Source organism: Paenibacillus sp. sgz302114, assembly GCF_056120345.1.
This window is the reverse complement of sequence record NZ_JBVYOI010000001.1, coordinates 1,005,016-1,021,483: the sequence shown is the minus strand read 5'-3', so window position 1 is coordinate 1,021,483 and position 16,468 is coordinate 1,005,016. Positions and strand designations below refer to the sequence as shown.

Here is a 16,468-nt window from a genome sequence, read left to right as displayed (position 1 = left end):
TCTCCCTTTCGCTAGCCCGTAACGCGATACTGCTTCGGCGAGCAGCCGACATGGCGCATGAATAGACGGTTGAAGAACGATTGATCCTCATAGCCGACCATCGTCGCAACAACAATCACCTTCTCCTCGGTCTCCAGCAGCAGATGCTTGGCGCGTTCTATCCGAATTTCATGCAGCGCCTCGAACACGCTGCGGTTGTATTCTTCCTGCATAAGCCGATTCAACTGCCGAATACTCGCCGTAAACAGCAGTGACAGCGACTGCAGGGTGATTTTCTTCTCATAGTTTCGCTCGAGATATCCATAGATCCGTTTCGCGGTCATTTCGCGGTCCAGCTGGCGCGGCGACGGGTGCATCCGCTGCTGGGGCATCATCGTATAGAAGCGCGATAACAGGATGAGCAGCTCAATCATCTGCAAGCGAATAAGCGTTGTATGTCCGATCGAGCGGTTGTTGATTTCTCGGATCATATTTTCGAGCAAGGTCAATACATTGGACGCATCCTGTCCGTGCAGGTTAAGCCTGTGGTTAAAGCGCACATCATGGTCGAGAAACGGATGTACATAGAAGTAGTCCATGGAACCGGTAATTTCAAGCTCGGTGAGCAAGGCATCTGGTATAAAAGAAGGCATGAACAAGCAGTTAATGATTTCCATCTGCTCGTCCTTCTCGGTCTCATAGGCATGTGTCTCTCCGGGATTAATGATAAACACGTCCCCGGCATGAACTTCATAGCGCGTTCCTTGGAATACGTGCATGCCTTTGCCGCGAACGACATAGACAAGCTCGACAAACTCATGGCCGTGTTCTGCAATTGAGCCCTGCACGGTGCGGGTGATCCAGAACGGAAACTCGACTTTCATATAACGGTTGCTGCTTAGTATGTCTTTCATTCACACCCACCCCCTACGACAAAATGTCATGCTAGAGCTAATGCGATTTGGCGCGGCTATGTTCTAATGTGGCTTGATCGAACTTCTCGCGGTCTGGATTGCGCTGCCAATCCTCCCAGCTCATGCCGGACTCTGCAAGGATCTGCTCGATTCTGCGTCTGAATGGAAGCCCTCGCTCTTGCAGCTGCTGCACCATCGGGTCCGGCCGTCCAGCAAGCTTTCGGCTTACCACTCCATCTAGCTGCTGCTCCAAAGAATCGGCGAGCGCTGAGTTTGACTCTGCAAGGTTTACCTTTTCTTCTGGATCAAGAATTAAATCATACAGCTCACGCGGCGGACGTGTGAACGGTCCTGAATCATACGTGCGGATAAACTTATACCGCCCCGTTCGGATACCCCTCGCCGCCTGCCATGCGCACTCGCTCAAATAGATAGTTTCGTGCGTCCCATCGGCTTCTCCTTCAATGGCCTGCCACAAATTGATACCGTCGAGTCCCGCTGGGTCCTTGAGCTTGCTCACGTCAATGCCCGCTGGTGCTTCACGCCGAACCGCATCTAGCAGCGTCGGCAGTAGATCCGCCTGCTGCACGAGCCCTGGCACTCTGCGGCCGCCTTCAATTCTGCCCGGCCAGCGCATAATAATTGGAACATGCACCGTTTGTTCATAGAGTCCGCAGTGATCCCAATAGATATCATGCTCAGTTAAGCTTTCACCGTGATCTCCGAACAGGACGAGCAGCGTCTCCTCTTGAATGCCGAGCTTGTGAAGGTGATCGTCAAGCTCCTTCAGACGATCATCCAGATAGCGAATCTCCGCATCGTACAGCGCATCGTAGTAGTCCGTGTCTGTAACTTGACCGACGAGATCGTAATGGTGATGTTTAAAGAATGGATAAGCTACATGATTATATGCAGGCTCCATGCTCTTGTTGCTAGGATCGAACGGGTCCTTCGATTCGTCGTAGAACTGCGGGATATAAGATTCTGGCGGCAAATACGGCGTATGCGCATCCCAGTAGTGCAGGAACAAGAAGAACGATTCGTCCTGATGCTGCTCAATCCACGGCAGCGCCAGATCATTCACCTTGCGTCCATCGATCCAGCGGTTGCCGCCGACAGAGTTGATGTAATAGTTGTAACCGCGGGCGAACCATTCCTTTAGCTGATACATATTATCGACAGCGCCGGTCGTGAAGCCTGCTGAACGAAGCAGGTTTGGCAGCCACTCGACTGACTTTGGTAAATGTGTCAGATCGGAGCCGTGGGAGATGACGCCTGTTGTCAGGCCGATTTTGCCTGTAAACACTCCCGTATGGGCTACTTCGGTTGGAATATCTGCTGCGTAGGCACGCTCGAACAGAACCCCATCGCGCGCGATCTGGTCCAGATGCGGACTTGTTATCTTCCCATAGCCATATCCGCTCAGCCTCGAGGCACGAAGCGTATCAAGTGAAACTAGAATGATCTTCATCTCAGACTAAGTCCTTTCATGATGCTCGATGATGTCGCTGCTTGCTCCAGAAAAGCTAGCACGGCTTGCACGTTCTGCTCGAGAGCTCCGTTTGACGTGAGCAGCGTAAGCTCTGGATTCTCCGGTTCTTCATAAGGATCGGTAATCCCTGTAAAATGCTTAATCTCGCCTGCTCGCGCCTTCGCATATAACCCCTTCACATCGCGCATTTCGCACACATGAAGCGGACATTTCACATAAATCTCAACATAATTCGGAATGTTCTGCCTCGCGTAATCGCGCATCTCCTTATAAGGGCTGATGGCTGAGACCAGCACATCAACCCCGTTGCGGGAGAGCAAATTCGCGATATAAGCGATTCGTTTCACATTCTCAATCCGGTCTTCTCGGCTGAAGCCGAGTCCTTTACACACGGTGGTGCGCAGCTCATCGCCGTCGAGCAGCTCGACGCGCCGTCCGCGTTCGCGGAGTTTCTTCTCTATGCTCATTGCTGTCGTTGTTTTGCCTGCTCCGGATAATCCGGTGAACCATAATACCGAGCCATAGGTGTTGTTCATGCTTGCTCCCCCTCCATCTGCATCCCTATGCAGGGACTGTAACTGGAACGCCGCCAAGCTGATGCGATTGTATTGCCGCTTCAATGACTTCTTGCGCCGCGAGTGCGTCTGCGCCAGACGCCGTAATTTCTTCAGGCTTCACGCCTGCTTTAAGCTCCGAGATGAAGCAGTTAATGCGTTGATCGAACGTATCGTCGAAGCCTTTCATGCCGCCGAACAGCGAATTGCGCACGACGGTCAGCTCATCGGATTCATGCGGATAGTATGTCATGCTCTCATACACATTGTCCACGATAATCCGTCCGGCATTGCCCGCCACTTCGCAGAACTCAATCGGATGGCGCATCGACATATCGTAGCTGCCAGTAAGATGGCCGACCGCACCGGATGCGAATTCCATGTTAATGGACACCGTCGACCAAGAGCTGCGATCAGGCGCTTTAGTCATGAAGGACTGTACCCGCTTGATGTCACCGCCGAAGTAGCGCATCACATCGATGGAATGAGGATGCAGAGCGCGCATGTGCAGCCACTCGGTATCCTCCTGCGGGTTGCGTATCGTCAGCCGCATGTTGATGAACAGCGCAGTGCCGATCTTCCCGGCATCGATAAGCTCCTTCGCCTTATAAGCCGCAGGCGTGAAGCGATGATTCAGATTGCATGCGAGCCTGATATCCTTCTCTCTGGCAGCCGCAACCATTCGGCGCGCTTCTTCAATATTGTTGGAAATCGGCTTCTCGACGAAGACCGATTTCCCTGCTTCAATTGCGATCATAACGGGTTCATAGTGATGACTGCCCTTCTCGACGCCCGCTGTTGCAACAATGACTACATCAACAGCTTCACGTTCGAGCAATACGCCCAGATCCGTATAGTGCGGAACACCATGCTCGCGGCCCGCTGCCGCTGCACGCTCAGGCATCAAGTCGCACACCGCGGCAAGTACGGTATCGGGGTGCCGCTTATACACCCCGCAATGAATCTTGCCGATGTGATTGACACCGACGACAGCAACTCTAATCATTGCTCTCTACCGGCTCTTTCTGTTCTTCTTGAACCTTCTCCTTCGATTGCAGGGAGCGCGCTACGTTAATCGAGCCGATATATAGCGAGTCGTAAGCTTCTTGGGAAGAGGTGAAAATCTTGTTCTGTCCGTGCCAATTCGTGTTCGTATAGATCGGATTCGTCCGGCCCGTCTGCTCCTCACGTCTTGCGATATAATCATGCATACGCTGCGTCAGGAACGCGACAACCTCTGGTTCCTGCTCGGCGACATTCACATTCTCGAGCGGGTCCTTCGTCAGGTTGTACAGCTCGATCTCAGGCTTGAAGTGGAAATCCGGCTCAAGCGCGCAGATGAGCTTCCATTCCGGCGTACGCCAGCCGTGTTTGCGCATCCATGTGCATTCCGTAATATAAAACTCGCTGAACTGCGTGCTCGCATCCGCTGTTCCAGCGATTGCAGGCGTCAGCTTGCGACCGTCAAAAGCTATATCGGTCTCAATCTGCAGCAAATCAAGCACCGTTGGCATAATGTCAGAGATCAGGCTGACATCGCTCACTCTGCGGCCGGATGGCACGCGTCCTGGGAATTTGAGAATGAGCGGAACGACGAGCGTACAATCGTACAGACCATGGTGATCGAAGTAGCAATCATGCTCATACAGCGTCTCGCCGTGGTCGGACGTAACGACAATAAGCGTATCTTCTTCGAGACCCATGTCTGCGATCTTCGTGAAGAGCGTCTGGATCGTAATATCCATATAAGCAATCGCGCCGTCATATTGCGCGGTCACATATTCATGGTCTGTTGTCCCTTCCGGGATCCATGAGCCGATGTAGTCCCCGAATGGCTTAAAGTTATATACCGACTCCATCGATTGATTCGAGGGGTCCTTCTCGTCCTTGCCGTAGAACATCCGCTCGAATGGAGCAGGAGGCAAATACGGGGAGTGCGGATCCATATGGCGCATGAACAGGAAGAACGGTTTGTCTTCCGCTGCAAGACGCTCCAGCTCTGGAATCGCAACATCATTCAGAAGCTCTGCTTTCGGTGCACGTCCGCTCTCGGAATCTGGCAGCCACGACTCGTAATTGAGGTAGTTCTGGAAGCCGCGCGAGGATGGATTACCTGTGAATCCGATACAGGTCGTGTTATAGCCGTTTGATTCAAGCACTTCAGCAAGCGTCTGTACGTGACCGCCGAGAGGTCCTTCATGGCGTAGTGCCACAACGTCAGTGCCGAAGACGTCCATGCCAGTCAGCATCGAGGCGTATGCCGGCGTCGTAGGTATGCTAGGGCTGAAATGCTTCTCAAACAGCACCCCTTGTGAAGCTAGTTTATCGAGATATGGCGTCGTTAGACGGTCATAGCCATAGCTGCTCATATGGTCACGGCGTAAGCTGTCGATGCCGAAGAAGATAACGTTAGGTTTTTTTGCGGTCATTCGTTTCTCGCCTCCTAGGTTGGGTTGCGCTAGCGTGCGCCGAGTTTTTTCAAGCAAGCATTCAAATAGCCGTACGATTCAGCCGCAACGGCTGTCACTTGATCCAGCGTGTGCGATGGCTGCGCGCCGATTACTTCCAACACGACCGGACCGTCATAGTTGCCCTGCACCATTGCTTCACAGTAGCCGTAGAGATCGATATCGCCTCTGCCGCAAGCTTGCAGCTCAATCGGACCAGGGCCTTGCGCTCTCCCTTTGCAATCGCGGATATGAATATGTTTAACGCGGTTAATTACAGCCGGAAGAGCTTCTTCTGCATTCTCGCCAGAACGGTGAATATGGCTTGGGTCCATGTCAATGCCGAATGACGAGGATGAAATCTGCTCCATCGCGGCAAGCGTCGTCGGCGTGTTGTAGATCGCATTGCCAACATGCGCCTTAACGCAGAGCGTTACGCCGTATGAATCGGCAATCTCGGATAAACGTGTCAGGTTGGCAATCGAGGCTGCCAAGTCTTCTTCTACGCCGGACTTGCCGCCAGGGCCGATATTCACGACCGGGATGCCAATTGCAGCCGCCGCTTCAAAAGCAAGCCGGAGCCGCGCTTCATCAAGCGACGCAACCTCCATCGACAGGAACTTCAAGCCATTCTCCTGCATAATGGACTGCAGCTCTTCCTTCTGCTCGCTCCAGCGGCTGAGATCAAGGTGCTCGCACATCCCTTGTATTGCAGAAATTTCAACACCATCATAGCCACATGCCGCGATGGAACGAGCTGCTTGCGCGAAATCATACTCTTTGAAAAGAACCGAGTTTACGCCTAATTTAATCATGGAATGATAGCCTCCTATGCTTCAAGTTCAATTATTATTTAAGGAATAACGGGTCGCCGTGCAGTGGCGGCAATGGATGAGGACGAACCAGCTCGCCTCCGCGCTCATACGACTCAATTACCGCGAATGTGTATTCAAGTACAGCGAGCGCATCGCGCCCGTTCGCACGCAGCTGATCGAACGGCACTTTGTTCGATACGTCCTCCAGGAACGCATGCAGCCGGTTGTTGAACGTGCGGTTGAAGTCCGTCGTGCCGTAATCCGTTACTTCTGGCACAATCGGCGTACTGATTGCAGGCACACCTTTCTCTGCTTTCCAGTACGAGATTTTCTCCACGCAGTTCTCAATGCAGAACGTGCCTTTAGAGCCTGCCATTTCAAGGCTCCACCAGCCGCCGAGACCATAAACCGCATCGCCGCGCTGGCTGAGCAGATAGCCGACGCCGCCGTTCTGGAACTTGACATGGATGGAGTTGATCGACGCCATAACATCCCCCGCATTGCGTCTGAAGCCTGGACGGTCAGAGAACGTCTGGATATGCGTAATATCTCCGCAGAAGTGGCGCATAACGCTGAGTGGATGTGTCAGGAAAGCCTTCATGTGGAAGTACGGATGACCTTTCACTTTATCCGAGCCAGCAAGCCCGTAGTTCGCTTCCCCGCCATTGAAGCCCATTTTCGCCAGGCAGTAGACGAGCTCGCCGATTTCGCCGTTCTCTACGTATTGCTTGCCCTTAGCGGCAGGCTCTGTGAAATAGTGATTCAGGTTGCAGCCGAGATAAACCTTCTTCTTCTCTGCGTAGGCAACCAGTTCTCGTGCCTCACGAATATCGTGGCAAAGCGGTTTCTCGACAAGCACATGCTTGCCATAGCTGATCGCTTCCATCGCCGGCTCGAAGTGCCAGCTGCCGTTGTCGATCCCGCCTGTCGTAACGTCAATGACTTCAATGTCCGGTTCGTTCTCGATCATGTCTTTCAGGCTGTAGTAAGCCTTCACCCCATACTTCTCAGCTGCAGCATCGGCGCGCTCCTTCACTACGTCGCACACTGCGACCAGATCCGCCAACTCATCTTCCTTATGACAAACGGCGTGATGATTCCCGATTCCGTTCATCCCAACAATACCGATCTTTACTGCCATCTCTATTTCCTCCTCAGAATGTGGTTTATACCGCTTCAATCTTCGCATCACTCAACTGAATGCGGCGTCCTTCTTGTGAAGCTACATATGTAGCGAGTACCATGCGCAGTGATGTTCGGCCTTCTTCTGCGGTCGCAATCGGCTCCCGTTTTCCGTGCAAAAACTCAGCCAGTGGTTTCGCCAAGCCTCGCAGCCGGGCAACATGGCTGGCTGGTGAGGCGATTTCGCTCGCCGACCACTCCCCGGTGGATGCCGTATATTTAAGCAAGCCTGCTCCATCCGTCGGCCTTGGCACATTACAGCTGATTGCATCGCCGTAGTTCTGTACAACCGTACCGTGCTCGCCGATTATTTCTGTCGTATTCTGGGCTGCGTTGCATGTGAACGAGCAGCTGACTTCGGCAATCGGTCCATTCGGATAACGGAAGATCGCGATGCCATTGTCATTCGGGATTCGCGGATTATACAGCGATCCGAGCTCGGCAGTGATGCTCTCAGGCTCACCAAGCAACCAATGGATGAAATCAATCGGGTGCGACGAATCATCCGCCCAAATATCGCGGTTCAATGCCGGATCGACATGCCAAGAGTTTGCAAAATCAGCGTTTAACCCCATCGGCAGACCATGTCTGCGACGTACCATGAACACTTGACCGAGCTCGCCGCTCGTGATCCATTCCTTCATCTGTACATTTTGCGGATCGACGCGCATTTGCCAAGCAAGCGTGAACGGCACTTGATGGCGTTCAACCGCTTGGACGATCCGGTCTGCTTCCGCCATGGTCAGCGCGATTGGCTTCTGCACAATAATCGCTTTGCCATGTGATGCGGCCAGCTCGACAAGATCGACATGTCTGGATGTCTCTGCGCCAATGACAACAGCGTCAATGTCATCTCGACCCAGCAAATCGGCTGCATTCTCATACGTTACCAAGCCGAAACTGCCTTTGGCGGTCTCTAGCCTAGCAGCGTCATGATCCCAGCCGGCGATTACTTTAACGCCTAACTCTGCGTTTTTCCATTCTTCACAATACACGTTGACATGCCCGTGCGCGAAGCCGAGAATACCGACGCCTTTCGTCTCATTCATACATTCCCTCCGTCATGGATGGTATTGGGACTGCTCATGGAAACGGTTTCTATTCTCATCATACGTCTCTCTTCCGCTCAATTCATGGCTGATCTGGACAATAAATTCTCCGATTCGGACGGATTATCAAATATATGGGTTGGATTTACAGTCGTTTGGGCAATCTAGAATAGCTTGTCTAAGCAAAGAATAGACACATGTGAAGGGAGGAAGCAGCGTGTCCCGCAAGAAGAACCAGCCTTATGGCGCGAAGATGCAGGCGATGGAGATGAAGGATAGCCAAGCCGAGAATGACGTCGCAGGATCTACCGATCGTAATCGTAACCAGAAAGGCCATGTACCGAATAGCCCTTCTACTGGCTAATGAAAAAAGCCGTCTTCGGAGAATCATGTCCCCCTGAAGACGGCTTTACTTTTATCGTAGCTTATGAATTATTCGGCTGTTGTTGATTCACTCTTTGTTGATGCCATCCTTGTTCGAATAGCTCTCTATGAGCTGGATAATTTCATCCGAGGCGTCGCGTTTGGCAATTTCAAGCGGCGAGCCAATGAAGGAATCAAGAGTCGGGTCTGCACCATTTTCAAGCAAATATTTAACCATGTTAATTCTATTGTTCGATATTGCGCTGTACAGGATACCCGGATCAAGCTCTGAGCGCTGCACATTAACGTCAAAGCCGTATTTCGCAAATAACTTTACCATCGGTGCCACTGCGTAGCCTCGGGGCGACTGACATTTTTTATTAACGCCATTAACAGTTGCGTTCTTCGAACCTATCGTTAGGACAATTCGAAATTCTTTGCCCACTCCGACAATTTGCTTCGATACGTCATCCCACGTCACCTGCAAACCAAGTCTTTCAAAGATCACGCGAAAAAGGTACGATCTCTGTTCCATCGTTAAGCAACGGCTGGCTCCCTGAGGTGAATTGAATCGGCTCACTGTCGATAAACAGCGCATATGGCCAAAAGTACTGCTTCAGTGGTGTCTGCTCTAGCTGCTGACAGTCCCTACTTCACAACCGTGTGATTAAGCTTCTTATTCAGTACAGCCTTAATGTTCTTCACAAGCTGTACGGAAGCATCAATCTCGACTTTACGCGTCGATACACTCTCGATACTGCAGCCGATCGGAATGCCCTTCTCGAGACCGTATTCGAATATCTCTTCGAATATTTTTTGGCAATGACGGATCGATTGATCAAGTACATCGCTCGAATATTTCAAGTCATTCTCCAGCCATTTCGGAATGCTGATGCCGAGCCACTTCATGAACTCCAGCGTTTTCGTCGAGCCGCAAGGCGCCAGATTGAACAGAATCGGAACCATGTCGATACCGTTCTCATTGCAATAGTAATAGTAATCGGACAAGAAGTTCTTCGAAGCCTCTACGTTGTAGATCGCTTGAGTGACGAAGAAATCGCAGCCATTTTTCATTTTGCTCACGACCCGTAGATGCTCGTCCTGCTTCGTCATATGCCGTTCGGGGATGATGACGCCTCCGAAAGTTAGGTTCCGGTTGTGCTGCTTGCTTAACTGATAGGCATCCTTCAGCCCCAGATGCACCTGCTGTTTATTCGAGCTGCTGCCGACAAACACGGAATACTTGTCCTGATCAGCGTCACTTGTCGCCCACTTTATAAATTCACCCTCTGAATAATTGCCAACACAGTTATAGATGATTTTGGGAACATCAAGCTCGCTCAAATACTGCTTGCTGTATGTATCCGGCGAAACCGTCTGCAAATAAGGAAACGGGCGCTCCTGCTCAATCCGGTCCGCCTCTTCCTGAACATCATAAAGGATGAGTGCATCAAGCTCCAGGTCACGGAGCCGTTCACACTGCTTCTGCGCAATCTCCGCGATTTTCTCGGTGGTGTTCGTTGCTTTCGGGGGCGTCATGCCGTAAGAAATGATACCGGGCTTCTTCGCTAATAGTTTATCACGTAACATTTGCTCCACTTCCTTGCTCCTTTTTGTATCCATATTCCGTTATCGTTATCTTTCGACCTAAAAAGCATTTCTCCTTTATTATTTGACGATTTGATTTTAAATCATATCACTGCCAAAGTCTAAAGTTAGAACTCATCTGATATAATCGAAATGCACACGATTTGGAAAATAATGGATAGGGTAAAACCGGTCAGCTGGTGAACGGAGTTCCGCATGGCAAGGGAACATTGACGTATCCAAAGGGCGATGCGAAGAAGTATGTAGGCGAGTTTAAGAACGGTATAATCGATGGCAACGGAGCACTCTATTATGCTAATGGAAAAAAAAGTAACCGGTAAGTTTATTAATGGCGTTAAAGTCGGGGAAACGCAATTACGGCGCCTCTCTCCAGAACGTCAAAGCATATGGTGATTTCTTATACCTCACGTTAATCAGTATGATGCGGTTAAAGGCACTTTCAGCGGAACAATCGTCTGGGACGAGATAGTTTATGGCTATGTAGATACGATCCAAGGCAAAGTACAAGGCGATAAGCTCGTATTCAGTCAAGTAAGTCGTGCTTATAAAGGAAATGTATATGATTTTCCTAGCAATACGAGCAGTGTTCGAATGACGGATGTCAATCACTTGAGCGGAACGTGGAGTGTGCCGAGCGCCAATGCTAAGGGTACAATTCAGTTCACGATCAATCCGGACGATGTCTCTCATCTGTTTCATACTTATCAAGTGTACATAGCTCGGCTATGATGTGTCACCTCATCGAAGGAATGAAATATTCCTAATCGCAGGATATAGCTAGCAAAATGCCCGCTTAGTGAAATAAAAAGATGACTCCAGAGCATAGCCAGGAATCATCTCCTTTGAACTGATCATTGCGGCGTCTTAGGCCAGATAGCCTCCAGCTGAATGCCGTTGTTATCTAGAAACCCGAAGCTTCGCGTCGGTCCGTTGCTGAGCAAGGCAGTCATCTCAATCTGGCGACTTTCCAGTTGATTACGCATGAGCAATCCGGCAGCCTCATCTGCAAGCGCAAAAGCAATATGCTGCAATGCACCGGGAATGAAGGTGAGCCGCTGCAGCGCTTCGAGGTGGGTGTGAATCTGAGCGTCAGCAACCTCGAAGAAATGGAGTCCCAGTGCTGTTGCTGCAGCTCCTGGATGAATAAAAGCATGCCGCCCGTGAAACGGATTAGCCGGAAAGATAGGGCTCGACTGCATACCTAGCATTTCAGTATAAAATCGGATCGTCTCTTCTAAATCCTTGGTCGCTAATGCGATGTGATGAATGCCCTGCCATTCCATCGATCCACAGCCCCTTACGCATCAACTTATCATTCGTTGATATCAGATCCATTATATGAGACGCATGTGTACAATCAGAATCGCGCTAAAAAGTTTGGTAAGAGATCAAATACGCTCTCTCAGCGCGAAAATCGGCAGCTTGAAGCTCTGAGAGTTCAGATTCAGCACTCTCAGAGAAGGAACCCGCCGCAATCGGCAGCTTGGCGATGCTGAGAGATCAAATACGCTCTCTCAGTATCAGAATCGCTTCCAAAGTTGGCCGAGAGATCATATGTGTGCTCTCAGCATGCCAATCCCGCGATTCATGATCGTAAGAGCATTCGGGCAGCGTAGTTTCATGATTAACCAGACAGAGCGTCCTAAAGAAAAAGGGCTTCCCAGCGTCATCTAAGTGATGATGGGAAGCCCTTTCGTGCTATTAGCTATCGGAACTCCGGCGGCGTTCTGCGTGCGACATTCGTTAGAATCGCGGCATCAATGACCGCTTTGCGCACATTGGCGACGACCTGCTCGTTGAATATACTCGGGATTATGTAATGCTCATTCAGCTCGCTCCCGGAGACGACTGAAGCAATTGCGCGGGCAGCTGCCATCTTCATCGGCTCATTAATGCGGCGGGCACGACAGTCAAGCGCTCCGCGGAATAAGCCCGGGAACACAAGCACATTGTTTATCTGGTTCGGGTAATCGCTGCGTCCGGTCGCAAACACAGCAACATGAGGCAGCGCCTCTTCCGGCGAGATCTCCGGCTCTGGGTTCGCCATCGCGAATACGATGCTGCCCGGCGCCATCTTCTTCACGTCCTCTTCACCCAGCAAGCGGCCGCGCGATACACCGATGAAGACGTCTGCATCCGCGATGACGGTCTTCAGATCCCCTGCTTGCGCTTCAACCTGAGGCTGTTCCGCAAGCCATTGCCACATCGGATGATGATCGTAGCTGCCGCCGCGGACAATTGCTCCATCACGATCAACCGGTACGAGCCGCTTCACGCCGGCTTGCAGAAGCATTTTACAGATTGAGACTCCAGCTGCGCCAATGCCGTTGACGACGACTCGAATGTTCTCCATCCGCTTGCCGACCACTTTGAGCGCGTTGAGCAAGCCTGCAATGACGACAACCGCCGTACCGTGCTGATCATCATGGAAGACAGGGATGTCCAACTCATCCGCGAGTCTGGTCTCGATCTCGAAGCAGCGCGGGGAGCTGATATCCTCCAGATTGATGCCGCCGAAGATCGGGCTCATCGCCTTAATGGTGCGAATAATCTCCTCCGTATCCTTCGTATCGAGACAGATCGGGAATGCGTCAACACCGGCTAGCTGCTTGAACAGCATCGCTTTTCCTTCCATAACTGGCGCCGCAGCATGCGGACCAATGTCACCGAGACCGAGCACCGCTGTGCCATCCGTAACGACGGCAACCGTATTCCGCTTGATCGTAAGCGAGTACGCTTTGTTCTGATTCTCCGCAATCGCTGCGCAGACCTTCGCCACGCCAGGCGTGTACACTTTGGACAAGTCGTCGCGATTCTTAATCGGAAGCGTCGGCTGAATCGTGATTTTGCCCCCTAAGTGAACGAGGAACGTACGGTCCGAAACGTTAATGACGGTAATACCATCGAGATTGCGCAGCGCGTCAACCGCCGCTGCTTCGTTCTTATCCGGCAGATCCACCGTAATGTCGCGCGTCGAAGTATCATGTCCTGGACGAATGACGTCGATGGACGTGATGTCGCCCCCGGCTTTACTTAGCGTTGCCGCAACATCCGCGAAGGTTACTTTCTTATGATCCAGCTCTAGTCGAAAGATGATACTTGTTTTTGCCATCTTATACCCACCCCCGCCATTTCATAGCTTCAGCTGTGCGCTTCAGTCCAACCATATATGCCGACAGACGCATGTCCGTCTTCTTCTCAAGCGAAGTTTGATACACGTTATTGAACGCATCGACGAGAATTTTCTTTAGCCGCGTGTTCACTTCTTCTTCGCTCCAATAGAACCCTTGATTGTTCTGCACCCATTCAAAGTACGATACGACTACGCCGCCTGCGCTCGCAAGCACATCCGGTACAATCATAATACCACGTTTTGTCAAAATTTCCGTTGCCGCTTGTGTCGTCGGTCCGTTCGCAGCCTCAACGAGCAGCTTCGCTTTAATCAGGTACGCGTTATCTTCTGTAATCTGGTTCTCAATTGCTGCTGGAATTAGGATATCGCAATCTTGGATCAATAATTCCTCATTTGTAATCCGGTTCGGAAATAGGTTCGTCACACAGCCGAATGAATCTCTGCGGTCCATCAAATATTCGATGTCGAGTCCATTCGGATTGTACAGCGCCCCCGCCGCATCTGAGATGCCCACTACCCGAGCGCCAGCGTCATGAAGAAACTTCGCCAAGTAACTGCCAGCGTTGCCGAAGCCTTGAATGATAATGCGAGCGCCACCAATCGGAATGCCGAGAACGGCAGCCGCTTCATGCAGCACGATGCTCACGCCTTGTGCCGTCGAGGATTCGCGGCCAATCGATCCGCCAAGCACTAGCGGCTTGCCTGTGATGAAGCCTGGCGAATCGAACTCGCGGATCCGGCTATACTCGTCCATCATCCACGCCATAATCTGTGCATTCGTGAACACATCTGGCGCTGGAATATCCTTGGATGGGCCGACGATCTGGCTGATCGCACGTACGTACCCTCGGCTAAGCCGTTCAAGCTCGCCAAGTGACATCGTGCGCGGATCGCACTGAATGCCTCCTTTGCCTCCGCCGTATGGTAAATTTGTTAAGCCGCATTTGATGCTCATCCACATCGAGAGCGCTTTCACTTCTTCGACTGTGACATCCGGGTGGAACCGAACGCCGCCTTTCGTCGGGCCAACAGCGTCGTTGTGCTGGGCGCGGTAGCCGGTAAACACTTTCACTTTACCATCGTCCATCTTAACTGGGATTCGAACCGTCAAAAGTCGCAGCGGTTCCTTCAGCAGCTCATAGTAAGCGCTGTCAAAACCGAGCTTAGTTAACGCCGTTTCAATGACTTGCTGTGTTCTTGCGAGTACATCGACATTTTCTTTGACCTTTAGCATCTGGATATCCCCCTTGGTAAGTGAAGAACGTGCTGTGCCAGCTATTGATGTGCATAGAAAAGGCCCTCTAACCAGCTAGGTAGAGGGCCGCAAAGCTCATTACATTTTGCGGGAAGTCAATTTCGCTTGTGAGAAGAGCAGCAAGTAGTCGTAACCGCCTGCTTTGGAGTCCGTACCGGACATATTGAAGCCGCCGAACGGATGCACGCCTACGAGAGCGCCTGTGCACTTACGGTTAATGTACAGGTTACCGCAGTGGACAGTCTCAAGTGCCACTTCGATGCGCTCTTCGTCTGTCGAGAAGTAAGAGCCAGTCAGACCGAACTCTGTATCGTTGTACATTTCAATCGCTTCTTGCCAATCCTTTGCTTTCGCAATCGCAAGAACGGGTCCGAAGATTTCCTCCTGCATGATGCGCGCCTTACCGCTCACATCGCCGAAGACAGTCGGCTGAATGTAGTAACCATTGCCTTCTGCTGCGCCGCCGCCTGCAAGCAGCGTACCTTCTTGCTTGCCGACTTCAATATAATCAAGGATACGATCATAAGACGTTTTGTCGATAACCGCACCAATTGCATAATTGTCTTCCTGCGGTCCAACCTGGAGCTGCTTTGTCAGTTCCGTTACGCGTTCAACAACTTGATTGTATACCGATTCAACGATGATCGCACGGGAGCCTGCAGAGCACTTCTGGCCTTGGAAGCCGAATGCCGCTGCCACGATAGCAGTCGCCGCTGCTTCCAGATCTGCCGTTTCGTCAACGACGATACCGTCTTTGCCGCCCATCTCCGCGATAACGCGCTTGATCCAGATTTGGCCTGGAACCGTGTCTGCCGCAAGCTTGTTAATGCGAAGACCGATTTCCTTGGAACCTGTGAAGCTAATGAAGCGCGTCTTCGGATGCGTCGTCAAGTAGTCTCCTACTTCAGCACCGCTGCCTGGAATGAAGTTGATAACACCTGCTGGCAAGCCGACCTCTTCCATCAGTGCAATAAATTTATGAGCGATAACCGGAGTAGTCGATGCCGGCTTCAGCAATACTGTGTTGCCCGAAACAACTGCAGCTGCTGTCATGCCGACACAGATCGCAAGCGGGAAATTCCACGGCGGAATAACAACGCCTACGCCAAGCGGAATGTAAGTGACATGATTGTCTTCGCCTGGTATCTTCGCTAGCGGCAACGTTTCGTCGACTTTGCTCAGACGAATGGCTTCACGTGCATAGAACTCCAGGAAGTCAATCGCTTCTGCTGTATCAACGTCAGCCTCTACATAGTTCTTGCCGGATTCGAGCATCATGAGTGCGGAGAATTCATGCTTGCGCTCACGCATCAGCTTCGCAGCTTGGAACAGATATTCCGCTCGCTCGCGAGCAGAAACCTTCTTCCAAGTCTCGAAAGTTGCCAGTGCAGCTTGCATCGCTTGCTCAGCCAGCTTCTGATCTGCTTTGCTCACATAGCCGATAATTTCGTCCACATTACCTGGGTTAATCGATGTGATTTTTGCTTCCGTCTCGATCTTCTCGCCGCCGATCGTAAGCGGGTAGTTTCGTCCAAGCTCTGTCTTTACTTTTGCAATCGCTGCCTGTATTGCTTGCTTGTTCTCTTCGAGCGTGAAGTTCGTAAACGGCTCATTCGCATATGGTTTCACTTGCGTGTAAGGTGTTGTTGTCATAGTAAGGTAAGGCTCCTCTCGTAT

The 16,468-nt window shown here is 51.4% G+C and carries 16 protein-coding genes and 1 pseudogene; 3 read left to right on the top strand and 14 right to left on the bottom strand.

What is annotated here, in order from left to right; genetic code table 11:
• Window positions 1–11 precede the first annotated feature (11 nt).
• From AC0LWF_RS04715 to AC0LWF_RS04680, 8 genes are read right to left on the bottom strand one after another with little or no spacing between them, the layout of a single operon-like run.
• Window positions 12–893 (bottom strand): helix-turn-helix domain-containing protein, encoded by an 882-nt coding sequence (locus tag AC0LWF_RS04715; RefSeq protein WP_474650375.1) that lies wholly within the window; start codon window positions 891–893, stop codon window positions 12–14.
• 37 nt (window positions 894–930) lie between these two features.
• Complete coding sequence (locus AC0LWF_RS04710) at window positions 931–2,364, bottom strand: sulfatase family protein (RefSeq protein ID WP_474650374.1); 1,434 nt, start codon at window positions 2,362–2,364, stop codon at window positions 931–933.
• A complete protein-coding gene (gene cysC / locus AC0LWF_RS04705) occupies window positions 2,361–2,921 on the bottom strand; it encodes an adenylyl-sulfate kinase (protein ID WP_474650373.1) in 561 nt (186 codons plus the stop codon). The genes AC0LWF_RS04710 and cysC overlap by 4 nt, the downstream gene beginning before the upstream one ends.
• 25 nt (window positions 2,922–2,946) lie before the next feature.
• The gene (locus AC0LWF_RS04700) at window positions 2,947–3,945 is read right to left on the bottom strand and encodes a Gfo/Idh/MocA family protein (protein ID WP_474650372.1); all 999 of its coding nucleotides are present in this window, start codon (window positions 3,943–3,945) and stop codon (window positions 2,947–2,949) included.
• The gene (locus AC0LWF_RS04695) at window positions 3,938–5,368 is read right to left on the bottom strand and encodes a sulfatase family protein (RefSeq protein ID WP_474650371.1); all 1,431 of its coding nucleotides are present in this window, start codon (window positions 5,366–5,368) and stop codon (window positions 3,938–3,940) included. Before AC0LWF_RS04695 ends, AC0LWF_RS04700 begins: the two co-directional genes overlap by 8 nt.
• Window positions 5,369–5,397: 29 nt before the next feature.
• Window positions 5,398–6,201, bottom strand: coding sequence for a sugar phosphate isomerase/epimerase family protein (locus tag AC0LWF_RS04690; RefSeq protein WP_474650370.1), 804 nt, complete (start codon window positions 6,199–6,201; stop codon window positions 5,398–5,400).
• A 34-nt stretch (window positions 6,202–6,235) separates the two neighbouring features.
• Window positions 6,236–7,342, bottom strand: coding sequence for a Gfo/Idh/MocA family protein (locus tag AC0LWF_RS04685; protein ID WP_474650369.1), 1,107 nt, complete (start codon window positions 7,340–7,342; stop codon window positions 6,236–6,238).
• Between the two features lie 25 nt (window positions 7,343–7,367).
• The gene (locus tag AC0LWF_RS04680; protein ID WP_474650368.1) at window positions 7,368–8,432 is read right to left on the bottom strand and encodes a Gfo/Idh/MocA family protein; all 1,065 of its coding nucleotides are present in this window, start codon (window positions 8,430–8,432) and stop codon (window positions 7,368–7,370) included.
• Between the two features lie 217 nt (window positions 8,433–8,649).
• On the opposite strand from AC0LWF_RS04680, the gene AC0LWF_RS04675 reads away from it, so the two are divergent.
• Window positions 8,650–8,796: a hypothetical protein gene (locus AC0LWF_RS04675; protein WP_177182413.1), complete on the top strand. Its 147-nt coding sequence runs from the start codon at window positions 8,650–8,652 to the stop codon at window positions 8,794–8,796.
• 87 nt (window positions 8,797–8,883) lie between these two features.
• Here AC0LWF_RS04675 and AC0LWF_RS04670 read toward each other — a convergent pair whose 3' ends face one another.
• Window positions 8,884–9,330: a stalk domain-containing protein gene (locus AC0LWF_RS04670; RefSeq protein ID WP_474650367.1), complete on the bottom strand. Its 447-nt coding sequence runs from the start codon at window positions 9,328–9,330 to the stop codon at window positions 8,884–8,886.
• A 113-nt stretch (window positions 9,331–9,443) separates the two neighbouring features.
• Window positions 9,444–10,385: a methylenetetrahydrofolate reductase gene (locus AC0LWF_RS04665; RefSeq protein ID WP_474650366.1), complete on the bottom strand. Its 942-nt coding sequence runs from the start codon at window positions 10,383–10,385 to the stop codon at window positions 9,444–9,446.
• A 191-nt stretch (window positions 10,386–10,576) separates the two neighbouring features.
• Between AC0LWF_RS04665 and AC0LWF_RS04660 the strand changes: the two are divergent.
• Together AC0LWF_RS04660 and AC0LWF_RS04655 are read left to right on the top strand one after the other, a co-directional pair.
• Window positions 10,577–10,630, top strand: a pseudogene (locus tag AC0LWF_RS04660) (hypothetical protein); the annotation flags it as partial.
• Window positions 10,613–10,723 (top strand): hypothetical protein, encoded by a 111-nt coding sequence (locus tag AC0LWF_RS04655; protein WP_474650476.1) that lies wholly within the window; start codon window positions 10,613–10,615, stop codon window positions 10,721–10,723. The pseudogene AC0LWF_RS04660 and the gene AC0LWF_RS04655, both read left to right, overlap by 18 nt.
• Before the next feature lie 531 nt (window positions 10,724–11,254).
• Here AC0LWF_RS04655 and AC0LWF_RS04650 read toward each other — a convergent pair.
• The 4 genes from AC0LWF_RS04650 to pruA all read right to left on the bottom strand — a co-directional run bounded on the left by AC0LWF_RS04650 (window position 11,255) and on the right by pruA (window position 16,444).
• Complete coding sequence (locus AC0LWF_RS04650) at window positions 11,255–11,686, bottom strand: VOC family protein (protein ID WP_474650365.1); 432 nt, start codon at window positions 11,684–11,686, stop codon at window positions 11,255–11,257.
• A gap of 422 nt (window positions 11,687–12,108) precedes the next feature.
• A complete protein-coding gene (locus AC0LWF_RS04645) occupies window positions 12,109–13,515 on the bottom strand; it encodes an NAD-dependent malic enzyme (protein ID WP_474650364.1) in 1,407 nt (468 codons plus the stop codon).
• A 1-nt stretch (window position 13,516) separates the two neighbouring features.
• On the bottom strand, window positions 13,517–14,770 hold the full coding sequence (locus tag AC0LWF_RS04640) for a Glu/Leu/Phe/Val family dehydrogenase (protein ID WP_474650363.1): 1,254 nt from the start codon (window positions 14,768–14,770) through the stop codon (window positions 13,517–13,519).
• A gap of 99 nt (window positions 14,771–14,869) precedes the next feature.
• Window positions 14,870–16,444, bottom strand: coding sequence for an L-glutamate gamma-semialdehyde dehydrogenase (gene pruA / locus AC0LWF_RS04635; RefSeq protein ID WP_474650362.1), 1,575 nt, complete (start codon window positions 16,442–16,444; stop codon window positions 14,870–14,872).
• Window positions 16,445–16,468: the final 24 nt, after the last annotated feature.

Excerpts from the sequence above, each read along its gene's own strand:
- AC0LWF_RS04715 (WP_474650375.1), bottom strand. The coding sequence starts at position 893 with ATGAAAGACATACTAAGCAGCAACCGTTATATGAAAGTCGAGTTTCCG.
- AC0LWF_RS04710 (WP_474650374.1), bottom strand. The coding sequence starts at position 2,364 with ATGAAGATCATTCTAGTTTCACTTGATACGCTTCGTGCCTCGAGGCTG.
- cysC (WP_474650373.1), bottom strand. The coding sequence starts at position 2,921 with ATGAACAACACCTATGGCTCGGTATTATGGTTCACCGGATTATCCGGA.
- AC0LWF_RS04700 (WP_474650372.1), bottom strand. The coding sequence starts at position 3,945 with ATGATTAGAGTTGCTGTCGTCGGTGTCAATCACATCGGCAAGATTCAT.
- AC0LWF_RS04695 (WP_474650371.1), bottom strand. The coding sequence starts at position 5,368 with ATGACCGCAAAAAAACCTAACGTTATCTTCTTCGGCATCGACAGCTTA.
- AC0LWF_RS04690 (WP_474650370.1), bottom strand. The coding sequence starts at position 6,201 with ATGATTAAATTAGGCGTAAACTCGGTTCTTTTCAAAGAGTATGATTTC.
- AC0LWF_RS04685 (WP_474650369.1), bottom strand. The coding sequence starts at position 7,342 with ATGGCAGTAAAGATCGGTATTGTTGGGATGAACGGAATCGGGAATCAT.
- AC0LWF_RS04680 (WP_474650368.1), bottom strand. The coding sequence starts at position 8,432 with ATGAATGAGACGAAAGGCGTCGGTATTCTCGGCTTCGCGCACGGGCAT.
- AC0LWF_RS04670 (WP_474650367.1), bottom strand. The coding sequence starts at position 9,330 with ATGGAACAGAGATCGTACCTTTTTCGCGTGATCTTTGAAAGACTTGGT.
- AC0LWF_RS04665 (WP_474650366.1), bottom strand. The coding sequence starts at position 10,385 with ATGTTACGTGATAAACTATTAGCGAAGAAGCCCGGTATCATTTCTTAC.
- AC0LWF_RS04650 (WP_474650365.1), bottom strand. The coding sequence starts at position 11,686 with ATGGAATGGCAGGGCATTCATCACATCGCATTAGCGACCAAGGATTTA.
- AC0LWF_RS04645 (WP_474650364.1), bottom strand. The coding sequence starts at position 13,515 with ATGGCAAAAACAAGTATCATCTTTCGACTAGAGCTGGATCATAAGAAA.
- AC0LWF_RS04640 (WP_474650363.1), bottom strand. The coding sequence starts at position 14,770 with ATGCTAAAGGTCAAAGAAAATGTCGATGTACTCGCAAGAACACAGCAA.
- pruA (WP_474650362.1), bottom strand. The coding sequence starts at position 16,444 with ATGACAACAACACCTTACACGCAAGTGAAACCATATGCGAATGAGCCG.